Origin of the sequence: Pseudomonas sp. 8209, from assembly GCF_028682105.1 — a bacterium.
Lineage (GTDB): Bacteria > Pseudomonadota > Gammaproteobacteria > Pseudomonadales > Pseudomonadaceae > Aquipseudomonas > Aquipseudomonas palmensis.
Map to the genome: position 1 here is coordinate 170,566 of NZ_JANIAH010000004.1, position 20,770 is coordinate 191,335.

Sequence of the window (20,770 nt, forward strand, 5' to 3'; positions counted from 1 at the left end):
TCTGAGCGTCGGCTAGGCATAGAATGATAGGAATTCTCATTCGTACCCCCGGTCGCCCATGTCCACTCCCGATCCCGCGTTGCGCGAACAGGTCAGCCGTATCTATCAGGACCACCACCGCTGGTTGCAGGGCTGGCTGCGTCCGCGGGTGGCCTGTCGGCACCTGGCGGCCGACCTGATGCAGGACGTGTTCGTGCGGGTGCTCAGCGCCCCGGACGCCAGCGACCGGCTCGGCGCGGTACGCGAGCCACGCGGCTACCTGGCCACCATCGCGCGGCGTTTGATGATCGACTACTTTCGCCGTGCCCGCCTCGAGCGGGCCTGGTTGCAGGCACTGGCCGAGCAGCCCGAAGCGGTGGAGATATCCGAGCAGGAGCGGCTGATCCTGCTGCAGACCCTGTGCGAGCTGGATGCCATGCTGGCGGGGCTCGGCCCGCGCATACGCCGGGCCTTTCTGCTGTCGCAGCTCGATGGCATGACCTACAGGCTGATCGGCGAGGAGCTGGGGGTTTCCGAGGTGACGGTCACCCGCTATATCGCCAAGGCCTTTCACCACTGTACGCTGTACAGCCTGCAAGCCGACACGTGACCCCATGGCTACTCTCGACCCTCTCCAGCGCGCCGCGCTGGAACAGGCTGCGCTTTGGCGCGCCCGCCTCAATGCTGATGCCGTGGATGATACCGACCGGCAAGCGTGGCAGACCTGGCTGGACGCCCACGACCAGCATCGCTGGGCCTGGCAACAGGTCGTCCAGGTTCAGCAGCGGCTTGGCCAGCTATCTGGCGGGCTGGCCGGGCGTACCCTGGACATCGCCGGGCAGCCTGCCGCGATCCCGCGGCGCGGCGTGCTCAAGGGCATACTGGTGCTGGCCGGCACCAGCGGCCTGGGCTGGGCCGGCTACCGAGAGCTGAGCAGCGGGCCGTGGACGGCGGACTACCATACCCGCGTCGGCAAGCGTCAGGCATTGACCCTGGCCGATGGCACCCGGCTCGAACTCAACACCGACACTGCCCTGGATGTGCGCTACGACAACCAGCAGCGCCTGCTGGTACTGCGCCAGGGCGAGGTGATGATCACCAGCGCCGCCGACAAGGCCGGGCGCCCGTTGCGGGTGCAGACCGTCAACGGCACCGTCGAAGCGCTGGGCACGCGCTTTCTGGTGCGCCGCGACAGCGACGCCAGCAGCACGCAACTGGCGGTGTACCAGGGCCAGGTGGGCGTGATGCCGCGCGATGGCATGGGGGGGGCGGTGGTCGATGCCGGGGATCAGGTGCGGTTTTCACACCCCAAGTTCGTGCTTGGCTCGCCACTGGAGCCCGACCGCGATGCCTGGCGCAGGGGGCTGCTGATTGCCAACGACCAGATGCTGGGGGTATTCATCGCCGAGCTGCGGCGTTATCGCCCCGGTTGGCTCAACTGTGCCAACGAGGTTTCCAGCCTGCGTATCAGCGGTACCTTCAAGCTCGACGATACCGAGCAGATTCTGCGCGCCATCGGCAAGACCCTGCCGGTGCGGGTCGAGCGGCGCACAAAATACTGGGTAAGCATCGAACCCCTCACCACCTGAAAAATATTTTTCGTAAATGATAGGTATTCGCTCCTTCGTTCGACTTCTAGGCATGCAGGCGTGATGGCCTGACTGCCAACCAGAAGAGAAAAGAACCGATGAATACCCGATCACCGGTCGCGGCAAGGCTGCGTACCACGCTGTTGTGCTCCACCCTGCTGTGGCCGCTGGCGATGCCGGGCATGGCGCACGCCGACAGCACCACACCGACCGAATACAACCTCGACCAGGGCGACCTGGGTCAGGTTCTGAACCGCTTCGCCGCCCAGGCCGGCGTGGTGCTCTCGTTCGCACCGAGCCTGACCGCGGGCAAGACCAGCGCCGGCCTGCACGGGCGTTACAGTGTCGATCAGGGCCTGCAGGCGTTGCTCGAGGGCAATGGCCTGATGGCCGTGCGTGAAGACGACGGGCGCTACAGCCTGGCCCCGCTGCCGCAAACTGCCGGGGCGCTGAACCTGGGCGTGACCGAAGTCACCAGCAACCAGTTGGGTACCATCACCGAAGACAGCGGCTCCTACACGCCAGGCACCATCGCCACCGCCACACGGCTGGTGCTGACACCGCGCGAAACGCCCCAGACCATCACCGTGGTCACCCGTCAGCACATGGACGATTTCGGGCTCAACAACATCGACGATGTGATGCGCCATACCCCGGGCATCACCGTGTCGGCCTTCGACAGCGACCGCACCAGCTACTATGCCCGCGGCTTCTCGATCAACAACTTCCAGTACGACGGCATCCCCTCGACGGCGCGCAACGTCGGCTATTCGGCCGGCAACACCTTGAGCGACATGGCCATCTATGACCGCGTGGAAGTGCTCAAGGGTGCTACCGGCCTGCTCACCGGCGCGGGGTCGCTGGGGGCCACGATCAACCTGGTGCGCAAGAAGCCGACTGCCGATTTCAAGGGGCATTTCACCCTGGGCGCCGGCAGCTGGGACAACTACCGCAGCGAACTCGACGTGGGCGGCCCGCTGACCGACAGCGGCAACGTGCGCGGCCGTGCGGTGGCGGCCTACCAGGACAAGCACTCGTTCATGGACCACTACCAGCGCAAGACCAACGTCTACTACGGCATCCTCGAATTCGACCTGAGCCCGGACACCCTGCTCACCGTGGGCGGTGACTACCAGGACAACAAGCCGGAAGGCTCGAGCTGGTCGGGCAGCATTCCGCTGTTCGATGCCCAGGGCAACCGCAACGACCTGCCACGCCACTTCAACAACGGCGCCAAGTGGAGCCACTGGAACCAGTACACCCGCACCGTGTTTGCCAGCCTGGAGCATCACCTGGCCAACGGCTGGGTTGCCAAGGCGCAGCTGGACCACAAGATCAACGGCTATGACGCGCCGCTGGGCTCGATCCAGGGTTACTACCCGCGCGCCGACGGCACCGCCAGCCTCTATTCGGCCAAATACACGGGCGAGACGGTGAGCAATTCGGCCGACCTCTACGCCAGCGGGCCGTTCGAGCTGCTGGGGCGTGAGCACGAACTGGTGATCGGTACCTCGTTTGCCCAGTCTCACTGGGAAGGCAAGGGCTGGTGGAGCGCCAGATACCCCAATGGCAACTCCGTCGACTACGGCAGCTGGAACGGCAACACCCCCGAACCGGACTGGGGGGAGCAGACCCAGACCGTGGATGACCGCGTGCGCCAGACCGGCACCTACGTGACCACCCGCCTGCACCCCACCGACGATCTGACGCTGCTGCTCGGTGCACGCCTGGCCAACTACCGCATCAATGGCGTGACCGCCAACGGCCGCGAGGACGATCGCCTGCTGCCCTACCTGGGGGCGGTGTACGACCTCAATGACTACCTGTCGCTGTATGCCAGCTACACCGATATCTTCATGCCGCAGGATGCCTGGTACCGCGACCGCAACAACCGCCTGCTCGACCCGGATGAAGGGCAGAACTACGAGGTGGGCCTGAAGGGTGAGTTCCTGGACGGGCGCCTGAATGCGAGCCTGGCGTATTTCGAGATTCACCAGAGCAGCCGGGGCGAAGAGGACCGGGCCTACAACGGCAACCCGACCAACCCGGCGGTCGAGTATGCCTACGAAGGCATCAAGGCCAAGACCAAGGGTTATGAGGCAGAGATCTCCGGCGAACTGGCTGAGGGCTGGCAACTGCAAGGGGGGTACACCCACAAGGTGATCCGCGATGACCAGGGCAAGAAGGTGTCGACCTGGGAGCCTGAGGACCAGGTCAGTTTCTACACCAGCTACAAGCTCAAGGGGGCGCTCGACCGCTTGACCATCGGCGGTGGTGCGCGTTGGCAGGGCAAGGGCTGGCAGGTGTTGTCGAACAACGTCAAGAAGCGCGACGAGGAGTTTGCCCAGGACCCTTACTGGCTGGTGGACCTGATGGCGCGTTACCAGATCAACGAGCAGCTGTCGGCCACGCTGAACGTCAACAACGTGTTCGACAAGGCCTACTTCACCAATATCGGCTTCTACAACTCGGCCTCTTATGGCGACCCGCGCAACGTGATGGTGACCACTCGCTGGGACTTCTGAGGCCAGCGTGCCGAGGTGTCAGGCCTGCCGTTGGGCGAGGCAGGCCTGGTGGATCGCGTCCCAGCATTCCTGGCTCCACAGGCGGATCCAGGTGGCGGCCCACAGTCGGTCCCAATGCCGGCGCAACGGGTTGCGTCGGCGCGCCTCCAGCAGCTCTTCGATTTCTTCGTTGAGCGATACCGGCTCGAAACCGGTCCATACCGGTGGTACCGGTGCCACGATGTTGTAGTAGCAGACCGGCGCGACTTCCTCGTAGAAGATGCGCTTGAGCTCGGCCAGGTCGAAGGGTTCGAGTTCGCGGGCGATCCAGGCGTAGTCCACCCAGCTGTCGACGAACGACTCGGAGAGCAGGGCGCGGACGTTGTGGCGTTGTTCTGGGGTCACGGGGCGGGCTCTTGTGGGGATGCCCGATGCTGCGCGGTTTGTCGTTGGCAGGTCAAGCGCAGCAAGACCCTTCGCCGGCAAGGTCGGCTCCTGCACAACACCTCCTGCAGGAGCCGGCCTTGCCGGCGAAAGGCGCACCGCCATTCTCAATCCAGGCTCAGCTTGGCCTCGATGCGGTCCAGGTGCTGGTGCATCAACTGCAGCGCCGCCTCGCTGTCGCCGTCCTCCAGTGCGTCCACCAGGGCTGCATGTTCCTGCCAGGCGCAGTGTTCGCAAGGCTGGGTCTCGTACTGGGCAATGATCAGCGACGTCATGGGCACCAGCCCGTTGAGAAACCGCGTCAACGGGGCATTGTCGGCCATCTCCGCCAGCTTCAGGTGAAACTCGCCCCCCAGACGAATCGCCGTGCACCGATGGCCCTGCTCGTGGTGCTTGCGCTCGCGGGCAATCAGCTCGCGCAACTGGCGGATGCGTGGGGCACTGGTGCGCCGCGCCGCCAGCCCGATCAGCGTGGTTTCAGCCAGGCGCCGGGCACTGAGCACCTGGCGCGCCTGCTGCGGGTCGGGTGCGGCCAGCCGGGCGGTGTGCGCCGGGCGTTGCACCACCACCTGCTGGTCGGACAGGCGCCCCAGCACGCGGCGGATCACCGTGCGGCTCACGCCGAAGGCCTGGCCCAGCGCCTGCTCGGTCAGCGCGGTACCTGGCGCCAGGCGCTGTTCGAGGATCGCATCGAACAGGCGCGGGTAGATCTCGTCAGCGCTCAGGCGCTGCTCGCCGGCCGCCAGCAGCGCGGGCAGGGCGATCGCGGACGGGGTAGCAGGGCAGGCGTTCATGGTCGCTCTCCTGGTCAGTTGCCCGGGTGTTCATCCGGAATGGTCAATTCGATGCCCATGCGCAGGCCTTCCTGCAGAATGTGCCGGCGCATCTGCGCACTGGCCTGGGCGCTGTCCTTGTTGCGGATGGCGCGCACCACCGCCTCGTTCTCTTCCAGACGCGCGGCCAGGTGCTCGGGCGAGTTGTGCAGCACCTGGGCGCTCTGCTTGAGGGCATTGCTGGTCTGCTGCACCACACTTTGGAAAATCGGGTTGGCGGTCAGTGCGAACAGCTCTTCGTGAAATGCCAGGTAGGCGCGCACCCCGGCTTCGCTGTCGCTGGCCTCCAGGGCCTCGCGCATGTCCATCAGGGTCAGGCGCAACTGGCCGATTTCCTTGCTGCTGACCGACTGCGCCACCAGCCCGACAATGAACGGCTCCAGCGTGTAACGCAGCTGCAGCACGTCCTCCAGGCTGGCTCCGGCCACGGCCGCGGGGGCCTGTACCAGCTCCTGGGTGCCGGGGTCGAGCACCAGCACTCCCTTGCCTGGCATGGAACGCACCAGGCCGAGGGTCTCCAGCACCGTGACCGCTTCGCGCAGGCTTGGCCGGCTGATGCCCAGTTGCTCGGCCAGTTCTCGCTGACCCGGGAGCATCTCGCCCGAGCGCCACTGGCCACGGGCCAGTGCCTGGCGCAGTTTCTCCACTACCGCATTCACTACCGTCGATGAGGTAATCACTGTTTGCTCCCTGAAAACACATGCATACGTCGTTGCCTAGAATTCCTGTTGATGGGCAGGGGTCGGCAGCTTGCGCGTCTGGAAGCTGAAGCCCTGCTTGCCGTTGAGTACGTTGTTGGCGCGTTCCAGATCAATGTCCTTTTCCCAGCGGGCGATGGCCACGGTGGCCACGCAGTTGCCGATCAGGTTGGTCAGCGCGCGGCCGATGCCCATGAACCAGTCCACCGCCAGCACCAGCACCAGGCCCACTACCGGGATGGCCGGTACTGCCGTGAGGGTGGCGGCCAGAATCACCAGCGCCGACCCCGGAATGCCGTGGGCGCCCTTGGAGGTGATCAGCGACACCAGCAGGATGGTCAGCAGGTCGGTCATGGCCAGCGGTGTGCCGGTGGCGTTGGCGATGAACACGATGGCCAGGGTGAGGTAGATCGAGAAACCGTCCAGGTTGAAGGAGTAGCCCGTGGGGATCACCAGGCCGACGGTGGAGCTGCCGATGCCCAGGTGTTCGAGCTTGCGCATGATCTGCGGCAGGACCGCATCGGACGAAGCAGTACCCAGCACGATGCCCAGTTCTTCGCGCATGTACTTGAGGAACGGGAACAGCTTCAGGCCCGAGACGCGCATCACTGTCCCCAGGATCACCAGCACGAAGCCTGCACAGGTCACGTAGAACAGAGCCACCAGGCCGCCCAGGTGTTGCAGCGAGTCCAGGCCGTACTGGCTGGTGGTGAAGGCGATGGCGCCGAACACACCGATCGGCGCCAGGCGCACGATCATGCCCATGATGCGGAAGATCACATGGCTCAGTTCGTTTATCAGCCGGGTGATGCCCGACGCGGCCTCGCCCACCAGGTTCAGGGCGCTGCCGAACAGCACCGAGAACAGCAGCACCTGGAGGATGTTGTTGTCGGCGAAGGCGCCGAGCACCGAATTGGGTATCAGGCCCATGAGGAACGCTGCCGTGCCCTGGATATGCTGGCCACGCTCGGCCAGCGCACCGGCATCGGCGGTCGACAACTGGTCGAGGTGGATGTTGGCACCGGTACCGATGCCTGAGGTGAATGCCAGTACCAGCCCCAGCACCAGCGCAATGGTGGTCAGCACTTCGAAGTAGATCACCGACTTGAGGCCGATGCGGCCAACCTTCTTGAGGTCGCCGGCACCGGAAATGCCGCTGACCACCACGCAGAACACAATCAGCCCGATGAGCATCTTGATCAGCTTGATGAAGCCGTCACCGAGGGGTTTGAGTTGCAGGGAAACTTCAGGAAAGCTCAGGCCGCAGGCGATGCCGAGCATCAGGCCGAGCACCACTTGGAGGAAGATCGAACGCGAGCACCATTTGAGCATGGGGAGGGATCTCTGGTCGGTGTCCGTGCTTCTGGCAACAAGCGCCGAGCGACAGACTTAATTATTGTGGTCTTACCGGTATGTCCAGTGCAGGCGCAGTGTAGGCGGAGTTTTTGCGGGTTTGCAAGTATTTCGCGAATCCAGGGCATCAGATCGGTTTTACCGGTCTGACCAGTTGCAGTACTTATCGACGACAAAAGCGCTTCAAGCAACAGTGGCAGGCGCCTGTCACGCTTTTGCGAGGGCAGTGATCAAGGCTTGGAAAGGGCCATGTCTACCGCTGCAATCAGCTTTCCCAGGTCCTTGGGTGGAGCTTTGTGAATAACACCGAACAAGTAGGCACGTTGCTCGTCCGCATCTTCCAGGTCGGCGAAAAAGGCATTGAGCTTGACGCCCAGCACGTCGGCAAAGGTGAACAGCGCTTCGACACTGGGGGTGTAGGTGCCGGTTTCAAAGCGGCTTATGGTTTTGGGGTCAAAACCGGTTTTTTCGCCAAGTTCAGCCTGAGTAAGCCCGGCTACCTTGCGATAGCGTCTGATGGCTGGACCCAAACTAGATAATTCCATCGCTCGATTCCCATTTAGAATCAAGAACTTAACGATAAATATTGGCATTGCACAACGCCACGTTTCATCACCTTTCCTTGCAAAATGTGATGTATTTCGTAGAATCGTTCACTTGGACCGACATTTACGCTGCAGGTTTCAGGGCCGCTGGACAAGGCTTTAGCGTGCGCTTCAGGGAGTTTTAACGTGCGTCTCAATCTGCCGGTCACGGCTGTCGAACAGACCTTTCCGGACCATCAGCGGCTGATTTCCGCCACCGATACCGACAGTAACATCACCTATTGCAATGCCGAATTCGCCGCCATGAGTGGCTTCAGCCAGGCGGAACTGATCGGCAGCACGCACAACCTGGTGCGCCACCCGGACATGCCGCCTGCCGTATTTGCCCTGATGTGGCAGTACCTCAAGGCCGGCCAGAGCTGGATGGGCATCGTCAAGAACCGCTGCAAGAACGGCAACTTCTACTGGGTCAGCGCCTACGTCACACCGGTGCTCGAGGACGGCCGCCTGGTCGGCTACGAATCGGTACGGGTCAAGCCCACTCGCGATCAGGTGCAGCGCGCCGAAGCGCTGTATGCCCGTCTGCGTGAAGGCAAGCCCCCCGTGCCCTTCGGGCGTCGCCTGGCCCTGCAGGGCCGCGTGCTTGCGCTGCCGTTGCTGGCAGCCGCTTTGGCCATGGGCGCCAACCGGCTGTTGCCGGGCTGGGGCGGGCAGGGCATCACGCTGGCGCTGTTCGTGGCGGTGGGCCTGTGGGGGCACAATCGCCTGCGCCATGAAGTGCGCCAGATCGTGCGCAGCACCCCCAACACGTTCTCCGACCCGATCAGTGCGCTGGCCTACAGCGAAGCGCTGGGGCCGACCGCGCAACTGCAGATGGTGTTGATCAGTGAAGAGGCGCGCCTGAAAACCGCGCTGACGCGCCTGAGCGACCTGGCCAACCAGATGGCCGTGGCCGCCAGCGATTCCAGCCGGCTGTCCAATGCCACCGAGCTGGCGCTGCTCGACCAGCGCGCCGAAACCGACATGACCGCGGCGGCGATGACCGAGATGGCGGCATCCATCGCCGAAGTGGCGGTGCATGTACAGCAGACCGCCAGCGAGGCCGGCACCGCCAACCAGCTGGCCGAACAGGGCAGCCAGGTGGCCGGTACCTCGCGCGAGGCGATCCAGCTGCTGGCCAGCACCGTCACCCAGATCAACCAGGCGGTCGGCCACCTGGCCGGGCAGACCCAGGACATCATGCTGGCTGCCAGCGTGATCCAGGCGATTGCCGACCAGACCAACCTGCTGGCGCTCAACGCTGCCATCGAAGCGGCGCGTGCTGGCGAGCAGGGCCGCGGATTTGCCGTGGTGGCCGATGAGGTGCGCGCCCTGGCGGGCAAGACCCGCCAGTCGACCCAGCAGATCCAGGGCATCATCGAGACCCTGCGCAGCGGCGCCGATGACGCGGTGAGCATCGCCAACCTGGGCATCCAGGAGGCCGAGCAGGGCGTGGCGCAGGTGGTCGAGGCGCAGCGCGCACTGCAAGGCATTCGCGAGGCGGTGGCACGCATCACCGATATGACCCAGCAGATGGCGGCCGCCTCGCAGGAGCAGTCCTACGTGGCGGAGGACGTGTCGCAGCAGATCAATCGGGTAGCCGGCACGGTGCAGAAGACTGCCGACAACGCCAATGCCGCCGCCACCCGTGGTGGCGAGCTTGAGCATATTTCCAGCGGCCTGCGTGCCTTGGTTGAACGCTTCAACCGATAGCCGCCAGGCGAGTGAACGAGCATGGATGACAACTACCGCGCGGCCGTCGACGCGGCCGCGATCTTTTCCGAAACCGACCTCGCCGGACGCATCACCTACGTCAACCAGCAGTTCTGCAGCATCTCCGGCTACAGCCGTGAAGAGCTGCTGGGGGCCAACCACCGCATCCTCAATTCCGGCCTGCACGGCAGTGACTTCTTCGAGAGCATGTGGGCATCGCTGGTAGCCGGCAAGGTCTGGAAGGGCGAGATCTGCAACCGCGCCAAGAACGGCTCGTTGTACTGGGTCGACAGCACCATGGTGCCACTGCTGGACCCGGCCACCGGCAAGGTCCGCAAGTATGTGTCGATCCGCTTCGACGTCAGCGAGAAACGCCAGCTGGTGCACACCCTGCAATGGCGCGTGGGGCATGACGTGCTCACCGGGCTGCCCAACCGCGCATTCCTTTCGGACCTGCTGAACCAGGCCCTGGAATTCTCGCGCACCGAGCAGTTCCCGCTGGCGGTGTGCATGCTCGATCTGGACGGCTTCAAGGCGGTCAACGACGGCTATGGGCATGCCTGCGGCGACCTGCTGCTGGTCGAGGTGGCGGCGCGGCTCAAGGGCATACTGCGTGGCGGCGATGCGGTTGCGCGGTTGTCTGGTGACGAGTTCGTGCTGATTCTGCGCCATGTCGAGGGCCAGGCGCAGTTGCGCACGGTGCTGGGGCGGGTGCTGTCGGCGGTGGCGGCGCCGTATTCGATTCGCGGCCAGCAGATCAGTGTCAGCGCCAGTATCGGCGTGACCCTGTACCCGGCCGACAACGATGATGCCGACACCCTGCTGCGCCATGCCGACCAGGCGATGTACGTGGCCAAGCAGAGCGGACGCAATCGCTTCCACCTGTTCGACGTGTCGCTGGACCAGGAAGTGAAGGCCACGCACCAGACGGTTGAGCGGGTCCGCCGCGCCATGAAGAATGGCGAGCTGCACCTGTTCTACCAGCCCAAGGTGAACATGCGCAGTGGCGAGGTGCTGGGCTTCGAGGCCTTGCTGCGCTGGCAGCACCCGGTCAAGGGGCTGGTGCCGCCAGCGGAGTTCCTGCCGTTGATCGAGCAGACCGACCTGATCGTGGACATCGGCGAGTGGGTGATCGACCGCGCGATGGCGCAGATGCAGCATTGGCAGGACGCCGGGTATCGCTGGTCGGTGAGCGTGAACATCGCGGCGCGCCACTTTCAACGGTCTGACTTCGTCGAGCGCCTGCGCCTGTTGCTTGCGCGTCATGACGGGGTTGCGCCGCGCATGCTCGACCTTGAGATCGTCGAGTCGGTGGCAATCGAGAACATCAAGCGGGTCAGCGAATGCCTGGAGGCGTGTCAGCAGTTGGGGGTGCAGTTTTCACTGGATGACTTTGGCACCGGCTATTCGTCGCTGAGCTATCTCAAGCGCCTGCCCACCCAGGCGATCAAGATCGACAAGTCGTTCGTGCGCGACATCCTGCATGACCAGGATGACCTGGCCCTGACCCGCGCGGTGATCGGCCTGGCACGGGCCTTCGGGCGCCAGGTGATCGCCGAGGGGGTAGAGACGGTGGAGCATGGCGAGGTGCTGATGGGGCTTGGCTGCGATGTGGCGCAGGGCTACGGCATCGCCCGGCCGATGCCGGCGGCGGAGGTGGTGGGATGGGTGCGCGAGTATGTGCAGCCGCATGAGTGGGTGGTGTTGCGCCAGGCGTAATGCCGCATCGGGCCCTTGGCCGGCAAGGCCGGCTCCTGCAGGGCCGGCGCTACAACTGCGGCGCCGTGTTCTTCACCACCGCCAGTTCCGGGTGCGCCACCAGCTTGTCGATGTGCAGCTCGTCGTTGTTCATCCAGGTTTCGCTCAGCACCCGGTAATGCTCCATGTCCCGGCAGCGCATGCGCAGGCTGTAGTCGAAATGCCCGCTGATGAGCTGGCACTCGAATACCTGCGGGCAGGCCTTCATGCAGGCCTCGAAGGCCCGCTGAGCCGAGCGCCCGCTCTGGTTAGACAACGCCACCAGCACCAGCAGCGACAACCCTGGCGACACCCGCTGCACATCGATGATCGCGCCATAACCACGTATCACCCCGCGTCGCTCCAGTTTGCGCACCCGCTCCAGGCAAGGCCTGGGCGTCAGGTGCACCAGCGAAGACAGCTTCTCGTAGGTGATGCGCCCGTTGTGGCGCAGTACGTCGATGATCGCCTCGTCGATCCGATCCAGAGGCGGCGTGTCATGCATGCGGTTGGCCTTGGTGTCCATGGTGGCGTCGGTTCACTTCAAACGGTTGGAAAGAAATTGCTGCAGGCGCTCGCTCTGCGGCTGGTCGAGCATCTGCGGGCCGCCCTGTTCCTCGACCCGGCCCTGGTGCAGGAACAGTACCTGGCTCGACACCTGGCGGGCAAAACCCATCTCGTGGGTGACCATCAGCATGGTACGGCCTTCCTCGGCCAGCGTCTGTATCACCTTGAGCACTTCGCCAACCAGTTCCGGGTCCAGTGCCGAGGTCGGTTCGTCGAACAGGATGATCTCCGGTTCCATCGCCAGCGCCCGGGCAATGGCCACGCGCTGCTGTTGCCCGCCAGACAGGAATGCCGGGTACTGATCGGCCGCGCGCCCTGGCAAGCCGACCTTGTCCAGGTAAGCGCGGGCGCGGGCCTCGGCCTCGCGCGGGCTCACCCCAAGCACGCGGCGCGGCGCCAGGCAGATGTTCTCCAGCACGGTCATGTGGCTCCACAGGTTGAAGTGCTGGAACACCATGGCCAGGCGCGTGCGCAGGTTCTGCAGCTGGGCCGGGTTCGGCGCGCGGGTGCCGGCGCGGCCCTGGTGCATCTCGATGCTCTGCTCGTCGAGGGTGATCACGCCCGAGTCCGGCTGTTCGAGAAAGTTGATGCACCGCAGCATGGTGCTCTTGCCCGAGCCGCTGGCACCGATCAGGCTGATCACGTCGCCCTTGCGCGCCTGCAGCGAGACGCCCTTGAGTACCTGGTGATCGCCATAGCTCTTGTGCAGGGCATCCACGCTCAGTTTGATGGCGGCGCTGCTGACGCGCGGGGCGGTGGGGGTTTCGTACAGGGCCTGGCCATGGGCCGGCAGGGGGTGTGCGCAAAGGGTCATGGGTCAGCCTCGGGCAGGAACAAGGAAACGCATCCAGCGGCGTTCGGCCAGGCGAAACAGCCCGACCAGCGCGAAGGACAGCAGCATGTACAGAATGGCCGCGATGCCGAAGGCCTGGAACGTCAGAAAGGTCGCGGCGTTGGCGTCGCGGGCCACTTTGAGGACGTCGGCGACGGTGGCGGTGAACGCCAGCGAGGTGGCATGCAGCATCAGGATCAGCTCGTTGCTGTACACCGGCAGCGCACGGCGCAGGGCTGCCGGCAGCACCACGAACAGGTTCAGGCGCCAGCCATGCAGGCCGTAGGCCTGGGCGGCCTCGATCTCGCCATGGGGAATGTTGCGAATGGCCCCGGCGAAGATCTCCACGGTGTAGGCGCAGGTGTTGAGCACAAAGGCCAGCAGCGTGCAGTTGAGCGCATTGCGCAAGAACTGGTCGAGCAGCGCGTTGTCACGCACCACCTCCAGCCCGTACAGCCCGGTGTAGCAGATCAACAACTGGATATACAGCGGGGTGCCGCGAAACACGAAGGTGTACAGCTCTACCGGCCAGCGCAGCCAGCGCTTGCGCGACACCCGCGCCAGCGCCAGTGGCAACGACAGCACCAAACCCAGCACCATGGTCACGATGAACAGCCACAGCGTCATCGCCAGCCCCGACATGCCCGCGCCATCGCTGTACAGGTAGGCCCGGCCGTATTCCTGAAGCAGTTCGATCATGATGCCAACCCCTTGATGCCGGTGTTGTAGCGCCGTTCCAGCACCTTGAACAGGCGATTGGAAAGGGTGGTGATAAGCAGGTAGACCAGCCCCGCGAACAGCAGAAAGTACAACGGCTCATTGGTGGTCTTGCCGGCGTTCTGCGCAGCCTTTACCAGGTCGGAGAGGCCGATGATCGACACCAGCGCGGTGGACTTGAGCAGCACCAGCCAGTTGTTGCCCAGCCCCGGCAGGGCGAAGCGCATCAGTTGCGGGAACAGCACCAGCTGGAAGCGCTGCACGCGGCTCAGCCCGTAGGCGGTAGCCGCTTCCAGCTGGCCATGGGGCACGCTGAGGATCGCTGCGCGAAAGTTCTCGGTGAAGTAGGCGCCATAGATGAAGCCCAGGGTGATCACGCCGGCCATGAACGGGTTGATCTCGACGTAATCCCAGCCAAGCAGCTCGGTCAGGTCGTTGAGCCACAGCTGCAGGGTGTAGAAGATCAGCAGGATCAGCACCAGGTCGGGCACGCTGCGAATCAGCGTGGTGTAGAGGGTGGCGGGAATGCGCAGCAGGCGCAGCGAGGACAGCTTGGCGCTGGCGCCGATCAGGCCCAGCAGCAGGCTCAGGCCCAGTGACAGAAAGGCCAGTTGCAGGGTCATCCAGGTTCCTTGCAGCAACAGCGGGCCGAAGCCCTGCAGGCTCAGCGCCTGCAAGCCGGTGGAGGTGAGGAAGTCGTTCACGGGAAAACTCTCGGTAGGACCAAAGGCGGGTGCGACAGCGCACCGGGCCGTGCAGGCCCGGGCTCTGCAGGCGATTACTCGTTGTAGATATCGAGGTCGCCGACGTACTTCTGCTGGATCCTGGCGAAGGTGCCATCGGCCAGCACCGCGGCGATGCCCTTGTCGATCAGCGCCTTGAGCTCGGCGTCGTTCTTGCGCAGGCCCATGGCGATGTCCAGGGGCAGGGTGGGGTCCTTGATTGCCGGGCCGCTCTTGAAGTCGGCGCCTTCGGGGGTGTTGAGGAAGTTCAGCTGCGCTTCGAGCTTGTCGGTGAGGGTGGCGTCCAGGCGCCCGTTCATGAGGTCGGCATAGTTCTGGTTCTGGGCCTGGTAGGCTTTGACCCGGGCGCCCAGCGGCGCCAGCTTGGCGCGGGCGTAGGCCTCTTGCAGCGAGCCTTGCAACACGCCAACGGTCTTGCCCTCGAGCGATTCGGGGGTGTCGCCGAAGTCGGCGCCCTTGCGCACGATCACCGAGGTGGGGCTGAGGAACAGGCGATCGGAAAACTCGATCTGCTTCTGACGGGCCGGCGTCACCGCCATGGACGACATGATTGCGTCGAACTTGCGTGCACGCAGGGCCGGGATCATGCCGTCGAATTCGTTGTGCACCCAGGTGCACTTGACCTGCAGCTTTTCACAGATGGCATTGCCCAGCTCGATGTCGAGACCTTGCAGGCTGCCATCGGCGGCGACGGATTCGAAGGGCGGGTATTCGGGGAACACGCCGAAACGGATTTCTTTCCATTCCTGGGCCTGGACTGTGCTCGCGCACATGGGCAGGAGCAGCACGCTGAGCAGCTTTCGCAGCGAGGTCATAAAGGTATCCCTGTGTCTTGTAGTTGATGTAGGGCAGTGAACGCTTCGTTGGCCTGAGCCTTGGTCTGTGTGTGACTCTTCGCTCTGGGCGTCAGAATGCGTGAAGGCAGCATTTTTTTTGTGTCGTTTGGGCCGGCGCTTGCTGCCGGATTCTGCTGTTGGCGATTCGGTGTCAGCCGAATCGGCTGCATGACCTCCTGTTTTGGCTTCGGGGCAGCTTGCTGTGTACGGCCGTGCAAGGTGCACGGCCGCCTGGATTGACGTGCAGGCCCGGTCTAGGCGCGTTTCTTGTACACCGCCTGAACCTTGGGCAGCAGCCGTGCAAACAGGTCCTTGGGGTTTTCCAGGGTCGGCACCAGGTCTATTTCATGGCCGATATCCAGGGCCTTGGCCACATCCAGCACATAGCGCAGGGCCGAGTAGTCTTCGATGGCAAAGCCCACCGAGTCGAACAGGGTGACCTGGGTGTCGTTCTCGCGGCCGAGCACCTGGCCGTTGACCACTTGCCAGAACTCGGTGATCGGCGAGTCGGCTGGCATCTGCTGGATCTCGCCCTCGATGCGGCTCTGCGGTTCGTACTCGACGATCACCCGTGCGGCGTCGACGATGTCGCGGTGCAGCTCGGTCTTGCCCGGGCAGTCGCCACCCACCGCGTTCAGGTGCATGCCCGGCTCGATCATGTCGGCGGTCAGGATGGTGGCGTAGGCCTTGTCGGCGGTGACCGTGGTGACGATGTCGGCGCCGCGTACCGCATCGGCCACGGAGCTGGCCAGTACCACCTTGATCGCCGGGAAGGCGCGAAGGTTCGCGGCCAGTTTGGCCGTGGCTTGTGGGTCCAGGTCGTACAGGCGGATTTCTTCGATGCCTACCAGCGCGTGGAAGGCGATGGCCTGGAATTCGCTCTGCGAGCCGTTGCCGATCAGCGCCATGCTGCGGCTGTCGGGACGCGCCAGGTAGCGTGCGGCCAGGGCCGAGGTGGCGGCGGTGCGGATCGCGGTGGTCAGGGTCATTTCGCTGAGCAGCAATGGCGCGCCGGTGTCGACATCGCCCAGCGCACCGAACGCCATCACGGTGAGCATGCCGCGCTGGGTGTTCTTCGGGTGGCCGTTGACGTACTTGAAGGCGTAGAGGTTGGCGTCGGAGGCCGGCATCAGCTCGATCACCCCGTCTGGCGAGTGGTTGGCCAGGCGCGCGCACTTTTCGAAGTCGTGCCAGCGCAGGTAGTCCTGGCGGATGTACTCGGCCATTTCTTCCAGGCAGGTGGTGAGGCCCTTGCGGGCGACCATTTGGCTGAGGTCGTTGACGTCGATGTAACGGGTCATGGGGAGCTCCTTCTTGTGGTCGGTCAATTGCGCACCGGCAGGTGCACTTCGGCGAGCATGCAGCGCGCGCTGCCGCCGCCGATGCGTTCGATGTTGTCGATGTTCACCACCACCGGGTGGGTGTGCCGCTCGACCTGGCGGCGCTGCTCGGGGTGCAGCGAGCGCCAGGCACTGCGCGACATCACCAGCAGCGGCTGGCCTTGCTTGTCGTGCACTTCGAGCATGTTGCCGGCGAAGCCTTCGAGCTGGTCGAAGTCCAGGGCCAGGATGTCCTTGCCGGTGGCACGCAGGCTGTGTTCCAGGGTACGGCGCTCGTCGGCATCGGGCAGTGCCTTGAGGCACACCACCGACAGCCCGCGGCCCACGCTCATCATTACGTTGCAGTGGTAGATGGGCGCCCGGTGTCGGTCGACGGCGTGAAACAGGCACAGGCGGTAGTCGAGCCTGTCGGCGAACTGGCGCAGTGCTTCGGTGTGGGTGCGTCCGGAGTGGCAGGCGTAGCTGATGCGGTGTTCGCGGTCGAGCACCATGCTGCCGGTGCCTTCCAGGAACATGCTCTGTTGCTCCAGCGGGCTCAGGTCGATGGTGTTGTGAATGCTGAAACGGTCGGCGAGCACCTGCAGCACGCCCTTGTCGCGTTCCAGCCGGCGGTTGTGGCCCTCCATCGGGTAGAGCACCAGGCTGCCGTCGGCGTGGCTGCTCCACCAGTTGTTGGGGAAGATCGAGTCAGGCGTGTGCGGGGCCGGCGTGTCCTGCACCACCAGCACCTCGACGCCATGCTGGCGCAGGGTGTCCACATAGCCGTCGAACTCTTCCAGCGCTTTATGCTGTGCCTGGTCGGGGTCCAGTGCAGGCTGCTGGAAGCGGTTGTTGAGTGCGGTGTCCGGGTTGAAGGCGAACCGCGCGGGGCGGATCATCAAGACTGTATTGGTGGTTTGCATCGAGGCACGCATCCGGGGTTGGCAGTGCGTCTATTGTCGATGCAGTGGCGCTGCAATCCCGGCTGAAGCGCGCGGGGCGCTCAGCGGGGAAAGCTGAAAAGCGGGGTATTGCAGCGTAATCGGCTGTGCCGGTTCAGGGCAGGTGCTCGGCCATGTCACGCAACTGGTTGGCCAGCGCGACGGCAGCACGGGCGCTGTGTTCGCCTGCCACCAGGTGCGTGAAGGGCAGGTCGATCAGCCGGCCCTCGCGCACCGCACGCAACTTCGAAAGGGCCGGGTGGTTGTGCAGGTACTCGCGCTTGCGCCGGGCCGGCGACCAGACGGCGTCGGCCAGGATGATCACGTCCGGGTCGCGTTGCAGCAGGGTTTCGGGGTCGACGGTCACGCGGTGCAGGTCGACGTCGGCGAACAGGTTGCGCCCACCGGCAACCTGGATCAGTTGGGTGATGAAGCCGCGGCTGCCCTCGCTGTCGAGGCCCTGGTGCTCGCTGTCCAGGTAGAACACCGAAAGCGGGGCATGCTGCGCGGCGAGCTGGCGGGCGCGGTCCAGGTCTGCTCGTTGCTGCGCGATCAGCCGAGCGGCCTGGGATTCGCGCTGCAGCAGCTTGCCCAGGCTGCGCAGGTCGTCTTCGATGGCCGCGAAACCGGAGGCCGGGCGCGGGTCGCAGGCGTTCTCCAGCAGATAGCTGCCGATGCCATTGCGGGTCAGGTGGGTACGGGCGCCCACGCCATCGCGAAAGGCGCTGGCGAAACCGCCGACCACCAGGTCGTAGCGCTGGGCATAGAACACCTCCGGCGAGGGATACAGCCGCGACAGCAGGGGCACGCCGCGGTAGCGCCGGGAGGCCAGCGCCTCGGGGTCGTCATCGATGTAGCTCACCGCAACCAGCGACGGGCCGACCTGCAGGGCCAGCAGCAGGTCGGCGGCATGCTGGTTGAGCGCCAGGATGCGCTGCGGCGGGGCGTGCGGCAGGGTCCAGTCCTGGCCGCAGTTACGGTAGGTCTGGGCGTGGGCCGTGGTGCCGAGCAGGCACAACAGCAGGCAGAGCAGGCGCGTCATGGGGTATCACCATTGAGCAGCAGTGCGCTGACCGGGGTACCTGCGACCAGGTGCTCGCGCACCAGGCGGCGGGCATCGTCGGCGCTGGCGATGCGGTACCAGCAGCGCTCGGGGTAGACGGTGGCGACCGGGCCCAGGTTGCACGGGAACTGGCAGTGGGTACGGGTCAGCAGCACGCCGTCGGCGGTTTCCATGCGCTGGGCGGCGAGCAGTTCGTTGCGCACCACTTTCCACACCTGCTGCGCGCCGCGCTGGGTGCAGCGCGGGCCGGTGCACAGCATCACGTGGCGGGCGTGGGCGGGAATGTGCGACCACTCGGGTTTGCTGGGGATGGGCATGGGCTTGTCCTTGAGTCCGTGGTGCGGCTTGACCCGCGCTGCTTCTAGAAGCTGTAGGTGTAACGCACTTCGCTGGTGAACGGCCTTCCCAGGTTCTGCACCTTGCGCACGCCGCTGTCCATGCTGGTGGTGTAGTCGCGGTCCAGCAGGTTCTCCAGCAGCAGGCTCAGGCGATGCTGGCGGGCGCCGTCCAGGTAGCGGTAGGCATCGGCGTCCACCACGGTGTAATGCCCGTAGTCCACATCACGCGGGCTTTTCACCGTGCCGATGTAGCGCACCGCCGCGCCTGCGCCCCACATTCGGTCACCCGACTCGTACCCCAGCCGGCTGCGTGCAAAGAACCCGGGAATGTTGTTGAGGGTGGCGCCGTTGCGCGACTCGCTCAGGTTGCGCGTCATGTCTGCCGCCAGCTGCCAGCGGTCACTGAGCTGGAACTGCCCGTTGACCTCGACGCCGCGCACCTGGATCTCGCCATCGCCGTTGACCCATTGTGCATCCACGATGGTGATCAGGTCCTCGATGCGCCGGGTGAACAGCGTACCGCTCAGGCTGTAAGGCTGGCCCTGGATCAGGCCGGTGTAGTCCAGGCCCAGTTCGGCATTGCGGCTCTTCTCCGGCTTGAGGTTGGGGTTGCCCATCTCGTCGCCCGGTTCGTTGACGTACAGTTGCTCGGCGTTGGGCAGCTTGTAGGCGGTGCCGAACTGGCCGCGCAGCTTGAGCTGGTCGGTCAGGTCGTAGAGCGAGGTGAGCATGCCCACCGTGGCACTGTCACCGCCGCTCAGGTGCTCGCGGCGCACGCCGATGCTGGGGTGCCAGTCAGGCAGGGCGTCGATGACAGGGCGCAGCTGCACATACAGCGCATGGGCCTCGGCCTGGTTGTTATCGATCTTGAGCACGTCGTCCTTGCCCTTGAACCACTGGTTGTCGGTACCGAACACCAGGGTGTGCTCGCCGGGGAGCACGGCCTTGCCTTCGGCCTGCATGCCCCAGTCGCTGAAGCCCCAGTAGTCATCGTGGTTGAGGGTGCGGGTGCTGCCGTCGGTGTTGTTGTAGATGCGGGTGTAGCGCGTATCCCAATCGTTCATGTGGCCTTTGACGAAGTAGCTGAAGTCGGGGTTCAGGCGCTGCTCGAAGGTGGCCGTGGCGATCTGCTGCACGCGGTCGTTGGTGGTACGGCGGTTGGCGTCCGGGCGCAGGAAGTCCAGGTTGGCGGCGCTGTACTGGTAGAACAGCTCCAGGCGGCTGTCATCGCCCAGGCTTTGTGCGGCCTTGGCGCCGAAGGTGTTGACCTCGTAGCTGCGCTTCTTGTCGCTGACCGTCGAGGTGATCTGGCTGCTGTGGTAGGGCTGATAGCCCTCGGACACGTTGTGGCTGACGTAGGCCAGCAGCCCCAGGTCGCCCAGGCCGTTGCTGAAGATGCGCTCGATACGGGCATCGCCGTTGCGCCCCATGAAGCTGTCGACGCCCAGGTTGACCTGGCCCGAGGGGTCGCGGCTATGGGCCGAACGGGTGACGATGTTGATGACCCCGGCCACGGCCTGGGTGCCGAACAGCAGGCTCTGGCCGCCCTTGAGTACCTCGATGCGCTCGATGGCGGCGGCGGGCAGGGTGTCTATATAGATGCCGCCGTAGAGGCGGTTGTTCAGGCGCACCCCGTCGAGCATGATCAGCGTGTCGTCGTTGCGCCCGCCCAGCAGCGAATAGGTGCCATAGTCGAACGGCCCCTGCTTGGGCGCCACATACAGGCCCGGCACGAACATCTGCAACACGCGGGTGATGTCGGCGCTGGGGCCGGCGCGCTCGATCTGCTCGCGGTCCACGACCTCCACCTTGCTGCCATAGCGCGCCATCTCGGCCACCGTGGTGGACTCCACCGAGGGTGCGGAAACGATCTGCTGGTCGAGGGTCAGGGGTTCGCTGGCCGCCAGGGCCGGGCTGCCGATCAGGCAACCGATCAGGGTAAAACGACGTGTCTTCATCTACTTCTCGAAAAAGGATTTT

20 protein-coding genes are annotated in these 20,770 nt (G+C 64.8%); 5 read left to right on the forward strand and 15 right to left on the reverse strand.

The window, feature by feature from the left end:
• Nucleotides 1-58: 58 nt before the first annotated feature.
• From NP552_RS09985 to NP552_RS09995, 3 genes are all read left to right on the forward strand, one after another.
• A complete protein-coding gene (locus tag NP552_RS09985; protein WP_054915299.1) occupies nt 59-589 on the forward strand; it encodes a sigma-70 family RNA polymerase sigma factor in 531 nt (176 codons plus the stop codon).
• A gap of 4 nt (nt 590-593) precedes the next feature.
• A complete protein-coding gene (locus tag NP552_RS09990; RefSeq protein ID WP_043864520.1) occupies nt 594-1,568 on the forward strand; it encodes a FecR domain-containing protein in 975 nt (324 codons plus the stop codon).
• Between the two features lie 98 nt (nt 1,569-1,666).
• Nucleotides 1,667-4,093, forward strand: a complete 2,427-nt coding sequence (locus NP552_RS09995; RefSeq protein ID WP_210015003.1) for a TonB-dependent siderophore receptor — start codon at nt 1,667-1,669, stop codon at nt 4,091-4,093.
• A gap of 18 nt (nt 4,094-4,111) precedes the next feature.
• Here NP552_RS09995 and NP552_RS10000 read toward each other — a convergent pair whose 3' ends face one another.
• The 5 genes from NP552_RS10000 to NP552_RS10020 all read right to left on the reverse strand — a co-directional run bounded on the left by NP552_RS10000 (nt 4,112) and on the right by NP552_RS10020 (nt 7,945).
• Nucleotides 4,112-4,477, reverse strand: a complete 366-nt coding sequence (locus tag NP552_RS10000; RefSeq protein WP_063612014.1) for a DUF7079 family protein — start codon at nt 4,475-4,477, stop codon at nt 4,112-4,114.
• Nucleotides 4,478-4,623: 146 nt separating this feature from the next.
• Nucleotides 4,624-5,310, reverse strand: coding sequence for a GntR family transcriptional regulator (locus NP552_RS10005; protein ID WP_043864518.1), 687 nt, complete (start codon nt 5,308-5,310; stop codon nt 4,624-4,626).
• A gap of 14 nt (nt 5,311-5,324) precedes the next feature.
• Nucleotides 5,325-6,029 carry a FadR/GntR family transcriptional regulator gene (locus NP552_RS10010; RefSeq protein ID WP_054915296.1) on the reverse strand — a complete coding sequence of 235 codons (705 nt, stop codon included), beginning with the start codon at nt 6,027-6,029 and terminating at the stop codon, nt 5,325-5,327.
• 36 nt (nt 6,030-6,065) lie between these two features.
• The gene (locus tag NP552_RS10015) at nt 6,066-7,379 is read right to left on the reverse strand and encodes a C4-dicarboxylate transporter DctA (RefSeq protein WP_043864516.1); all 1,314 of its coding nucleotides are present in this window, start codon (nt 7,377-7,379) and stop codon (nt 6,066-6,068) included.
• Nucleotides 7,380-7,630: 251 nt separating this feature from the next.
• Nucleotides 7,631-7,945, reverse strand: a complete 315-nt coding sequence (locus NP552_RS10020) for a helix-turn-helix domain-containing protein (RefSeq protein ID WP_210015001.1) — start codon at nt 7,943-7,945, stop codon at nt 7,631-7,633.
• A gap of 186 nt (nt 7,946-8,131) precedes the next feature.
• Here NP552_RS10020 and NP552_RS10025 point away from each other — a divergent pair, with 186 nt between their 5' ends.
• On the forward strand, nt 8,132-9,697 hold the full coding sequence (locus NP552_RS10025) for a methyl-accepting chemotaxis protein (RefSeq protein ID WP_043864515.1): 1,566 nt from the start codon (nt 8,132-8,134) through the stop codon (nt 9,695-9,697).
• A 21-nt stretch (nt 9,698-9,718) separates the two neighbouring features.
• Entirely contained in the window at nt 9,719-11,416 is a 1,698-nt protein-coding gene (locus tag NP552_RS10030; RefSeq protein ID WP_274096689.1) for a putative bifunctional diguanylate cyclase/phosphodiesterase, read from the forward strand.
• A 49-nt stretch (nt 11,417-11,465) separates the two neighbouring features.
• Here the strand turns inward: NP552_RS10030 and NP552_RS10035 are convergent, their stop codons facing one another.
• The 10 genes from NP552_RS10035 to NP552_RS10080 form a co-directional block, all read right to left on the reverse strand.
• Nucleotides 11,466-11,960, reverse strand: a complete 495-nt coding sequence (locus NP552_RS10035; RefSeq protein ID WP_100633178.1) for an Lrp/AsnC family transcriptional regulator — start codon at nt 11,958-11,960, stop codon at nt 11,466-11,468.
• A gap of 12 nt (nt 11,961-11,972) precedes the next feature.
• Nucleotides 11,973-12,815, reverse strand: coding sequence for an ABC transporter ATP-binding protein (locus NP552_RS10040; protein WP_236066305.1), 843 nt, complete (start codon nt 12,813-12,815; stop codon nt 11,973-11,975).
• Nucleotides 12,816-12,818: 3 nt separating this feature from the next.
• Nucleotides 12,819-13,532, reverse strand: a complete 714-nt coding sequence (locus tag NP552_RS10045; RefSeq protein ID WP_043864512.1) for an ABC transporter permease — start codon at nt 13,530-13,532, stop codon at nt 12,819-12,821.
• Nucleotides 13,529-14,254 carry an ABC transporter permease gene (locus tag NP552_RS10050; protein WP_043864511.1) on the reverse strand — a complete coding sequence of 242 codons (726 nt, stop codon included), beginning with the start codon at nt 14,252-14,254 and terminating at the stop codon, nt 13,529-13,531. The genes NP552_RS10045 and NP552_RS10050 overlap by 4 nt, the downstream gene beginning before the upstream one ends.
• 74 nt (nt 14,255-14,328) lie before the next feature.
• Nucleotides 14,329-15,108, reverse strand: coding sequence for an ABC transporter substrate-binding protein (locus NP552_RS10055; protein WP_088515235.1), 780 nt, complete (start codon nt 15,106-15,108; stop codon nt 14,329-14,331).
• A gap of 275 nt (nt 15,109-15,383) precedes the next feature.
• A complete protein-coding gene (locus tag NP552_RS10060; protein WP_210015000.1) occupies nt 15,384-16,430 on the reverse strand; it encodes an ornithine cyclodeaminase in 1,047 nt (348 codons plus the stop codon).
• Between the two features lie 23 nt (nt 16,431-16,453).
• Nucleotides 16,454-17,371, reverse strand: coding sequence for a citrulline utilization hydrolase CtlX (gene ctlX / locus NP552_RS10065; protein WP_043864655.1), 918 nt, complete (start codon nt 17,369-17,371; stop codon nt 16,454-16,456).
• 133 nt (nt 17,372-17,504) lie between these two features.
• A complete protein-coding gene (locus NP552_RS10070; RefSeq protein WP_088515234.1) occupies nt 17,505-18,431 on the reverse strand; it encodes an ABC transporter substrate-binding protein in 927 nt (308 codons plus the stop codon).
• Complete coding sequence (locus NP552_RS10075; protein WP_043864507.1) at nt 18,428-18,769, reverse strand: (2Fe-2S) ferredoxin domain-containing protein; 342 nt, start codon at nt 18,767-18,769, stop codon at nt 18,428-18,430. The genes NP552_RS10070 and NP552_RS10075 overlap by 4 nt, the downstream gene beginning before the upstream one ends.
• Nucleotides 18,770-18,813: 44 nt before the next feature.
• Nucleotides 18,814-20,748, reverse strand: a complete 1,935-nt coding sequence (locus NP552_RS10080) for a TonB-dependent receptor plug domain-containing protein (RefSeq protein WP_210014999.1) — start codon at nt 20,746-20,748, stop codon at nt 18,814-18,816.
• Nucleotides 20,749-20,770: the final 22 nt, after the last annotated feature.

Bases quoted from the DNA above. Each gene is read 5' to 3' on its own strand.
- NP552_RS09985 (WP_054915299.1), top strand. From the start codon at position 59: ATGTCCACTCCCGATCCCGCGTTGCGCGAACAGGTCAGCCGTATCTAT.
- NP552_RS09990 (WP_043864520.1), top strand. From the start codon at position 594: ATGGCTACTCTCGACCCTCTCCAGCGCGCCGCGCTGGAACAGGCTGCG.
- NP552_RS09995 (WP_210015003.1), top strand. From the start codon at position 1,667: ATGAATACCCGATCACCGGTCGCGGCAAGGCTGCGTACCACGCTGTTG.
- NP552_RS10005 (WP_043864518.1), bottom strand. From the start codon at position 5,310: ATGAACGCCTGCCCTGCTACCCCGTCCGCGATCGCCCTGCCCGCGCTG.
- NP552_RS10015 (WP_043864516.1), bottom strand. From the start codon at position 7,379: ATGCTCAAATGGTGCTCGCGTTCGATCTTCCTCCAAGTGGTGCTCGGC.
- NP552_RS10020 (WP_210015001.1), bottom strand. From the start codon at position 7,945: ATGGAATTATCTAGTTTGGGTCCAGCCATCAGACGCTATCGCAAGGTA.
- NP552_RS10030 (WP_274096689.1), top strand. From the start codon at position 9,719: ATGGATGACAACTACCGCGCGGCCGTCGACGCGGCCGCGATCTTTTCC.
- NP552_RS10035 (WP_100633178.1), bottom strand. From the start codon at position 11,960: ATGGACACCAAGGCCAACCGCATGCATGACACGCCGCCTCTGGATCGG.
- NP552_RS10040 (WP_236066305.1), bottom strand. From the start codon at position 12,815: ATGACCCTTTGCGCACACCCCCTGCCGGCCCATGGCCAGGCCCTGTAC.
- NP552_RS10045 (WP_043864512.1), bottom strand. From the start codon at position 13,532: ATGATCGAACTGCTTCAGGAATACGGCCGGGCCTACCTGTACAGCGAT.
- NP552_RS10055 (WP_088515235.1), bottom strand. From the start codon at position 15,108: ATGACCTCGCTGCGAAAGCTGCTCAGCGTGCTGCTCCTGCCCATGTGC.
- NP552_RS10060 (WP_210015000.1), bottom strand. From the start codon at position 16,430: ATGACCCGTTACATCGACGTCAACGACCTCAGCCAAATGGTCGCCCGC.
- ctlX (WP_043864655.1), bottom strand. From the start codon at position 17,371: ATGCAAACCACCAATACAGTCTTGATGATCCGCCCCGCGCGGTTCGCC.
- NP552_RS10070 (WP_088515234.1), bottom strand. From the start codon at position 18,431: ATGACGCGCCTGCTCTGCCTGCTGTTGTGCCTGCTCGGCACCACGGCC.
- NP552_RS10075 (WP_043864507.1), bottom strand. From the start codon at position 18,769: ATGCCCATCCCCAGCAAACCCGAGTGGTCGCACATTCCCGCCCACGCC.
- NP552_RS10080 (WP_210014999.1), bottom strand. From the start codon at position 20,748: ATGAAGACACGTCGTTTTACCCTGATCGGTTGCCTGATCGGCAGCCCG.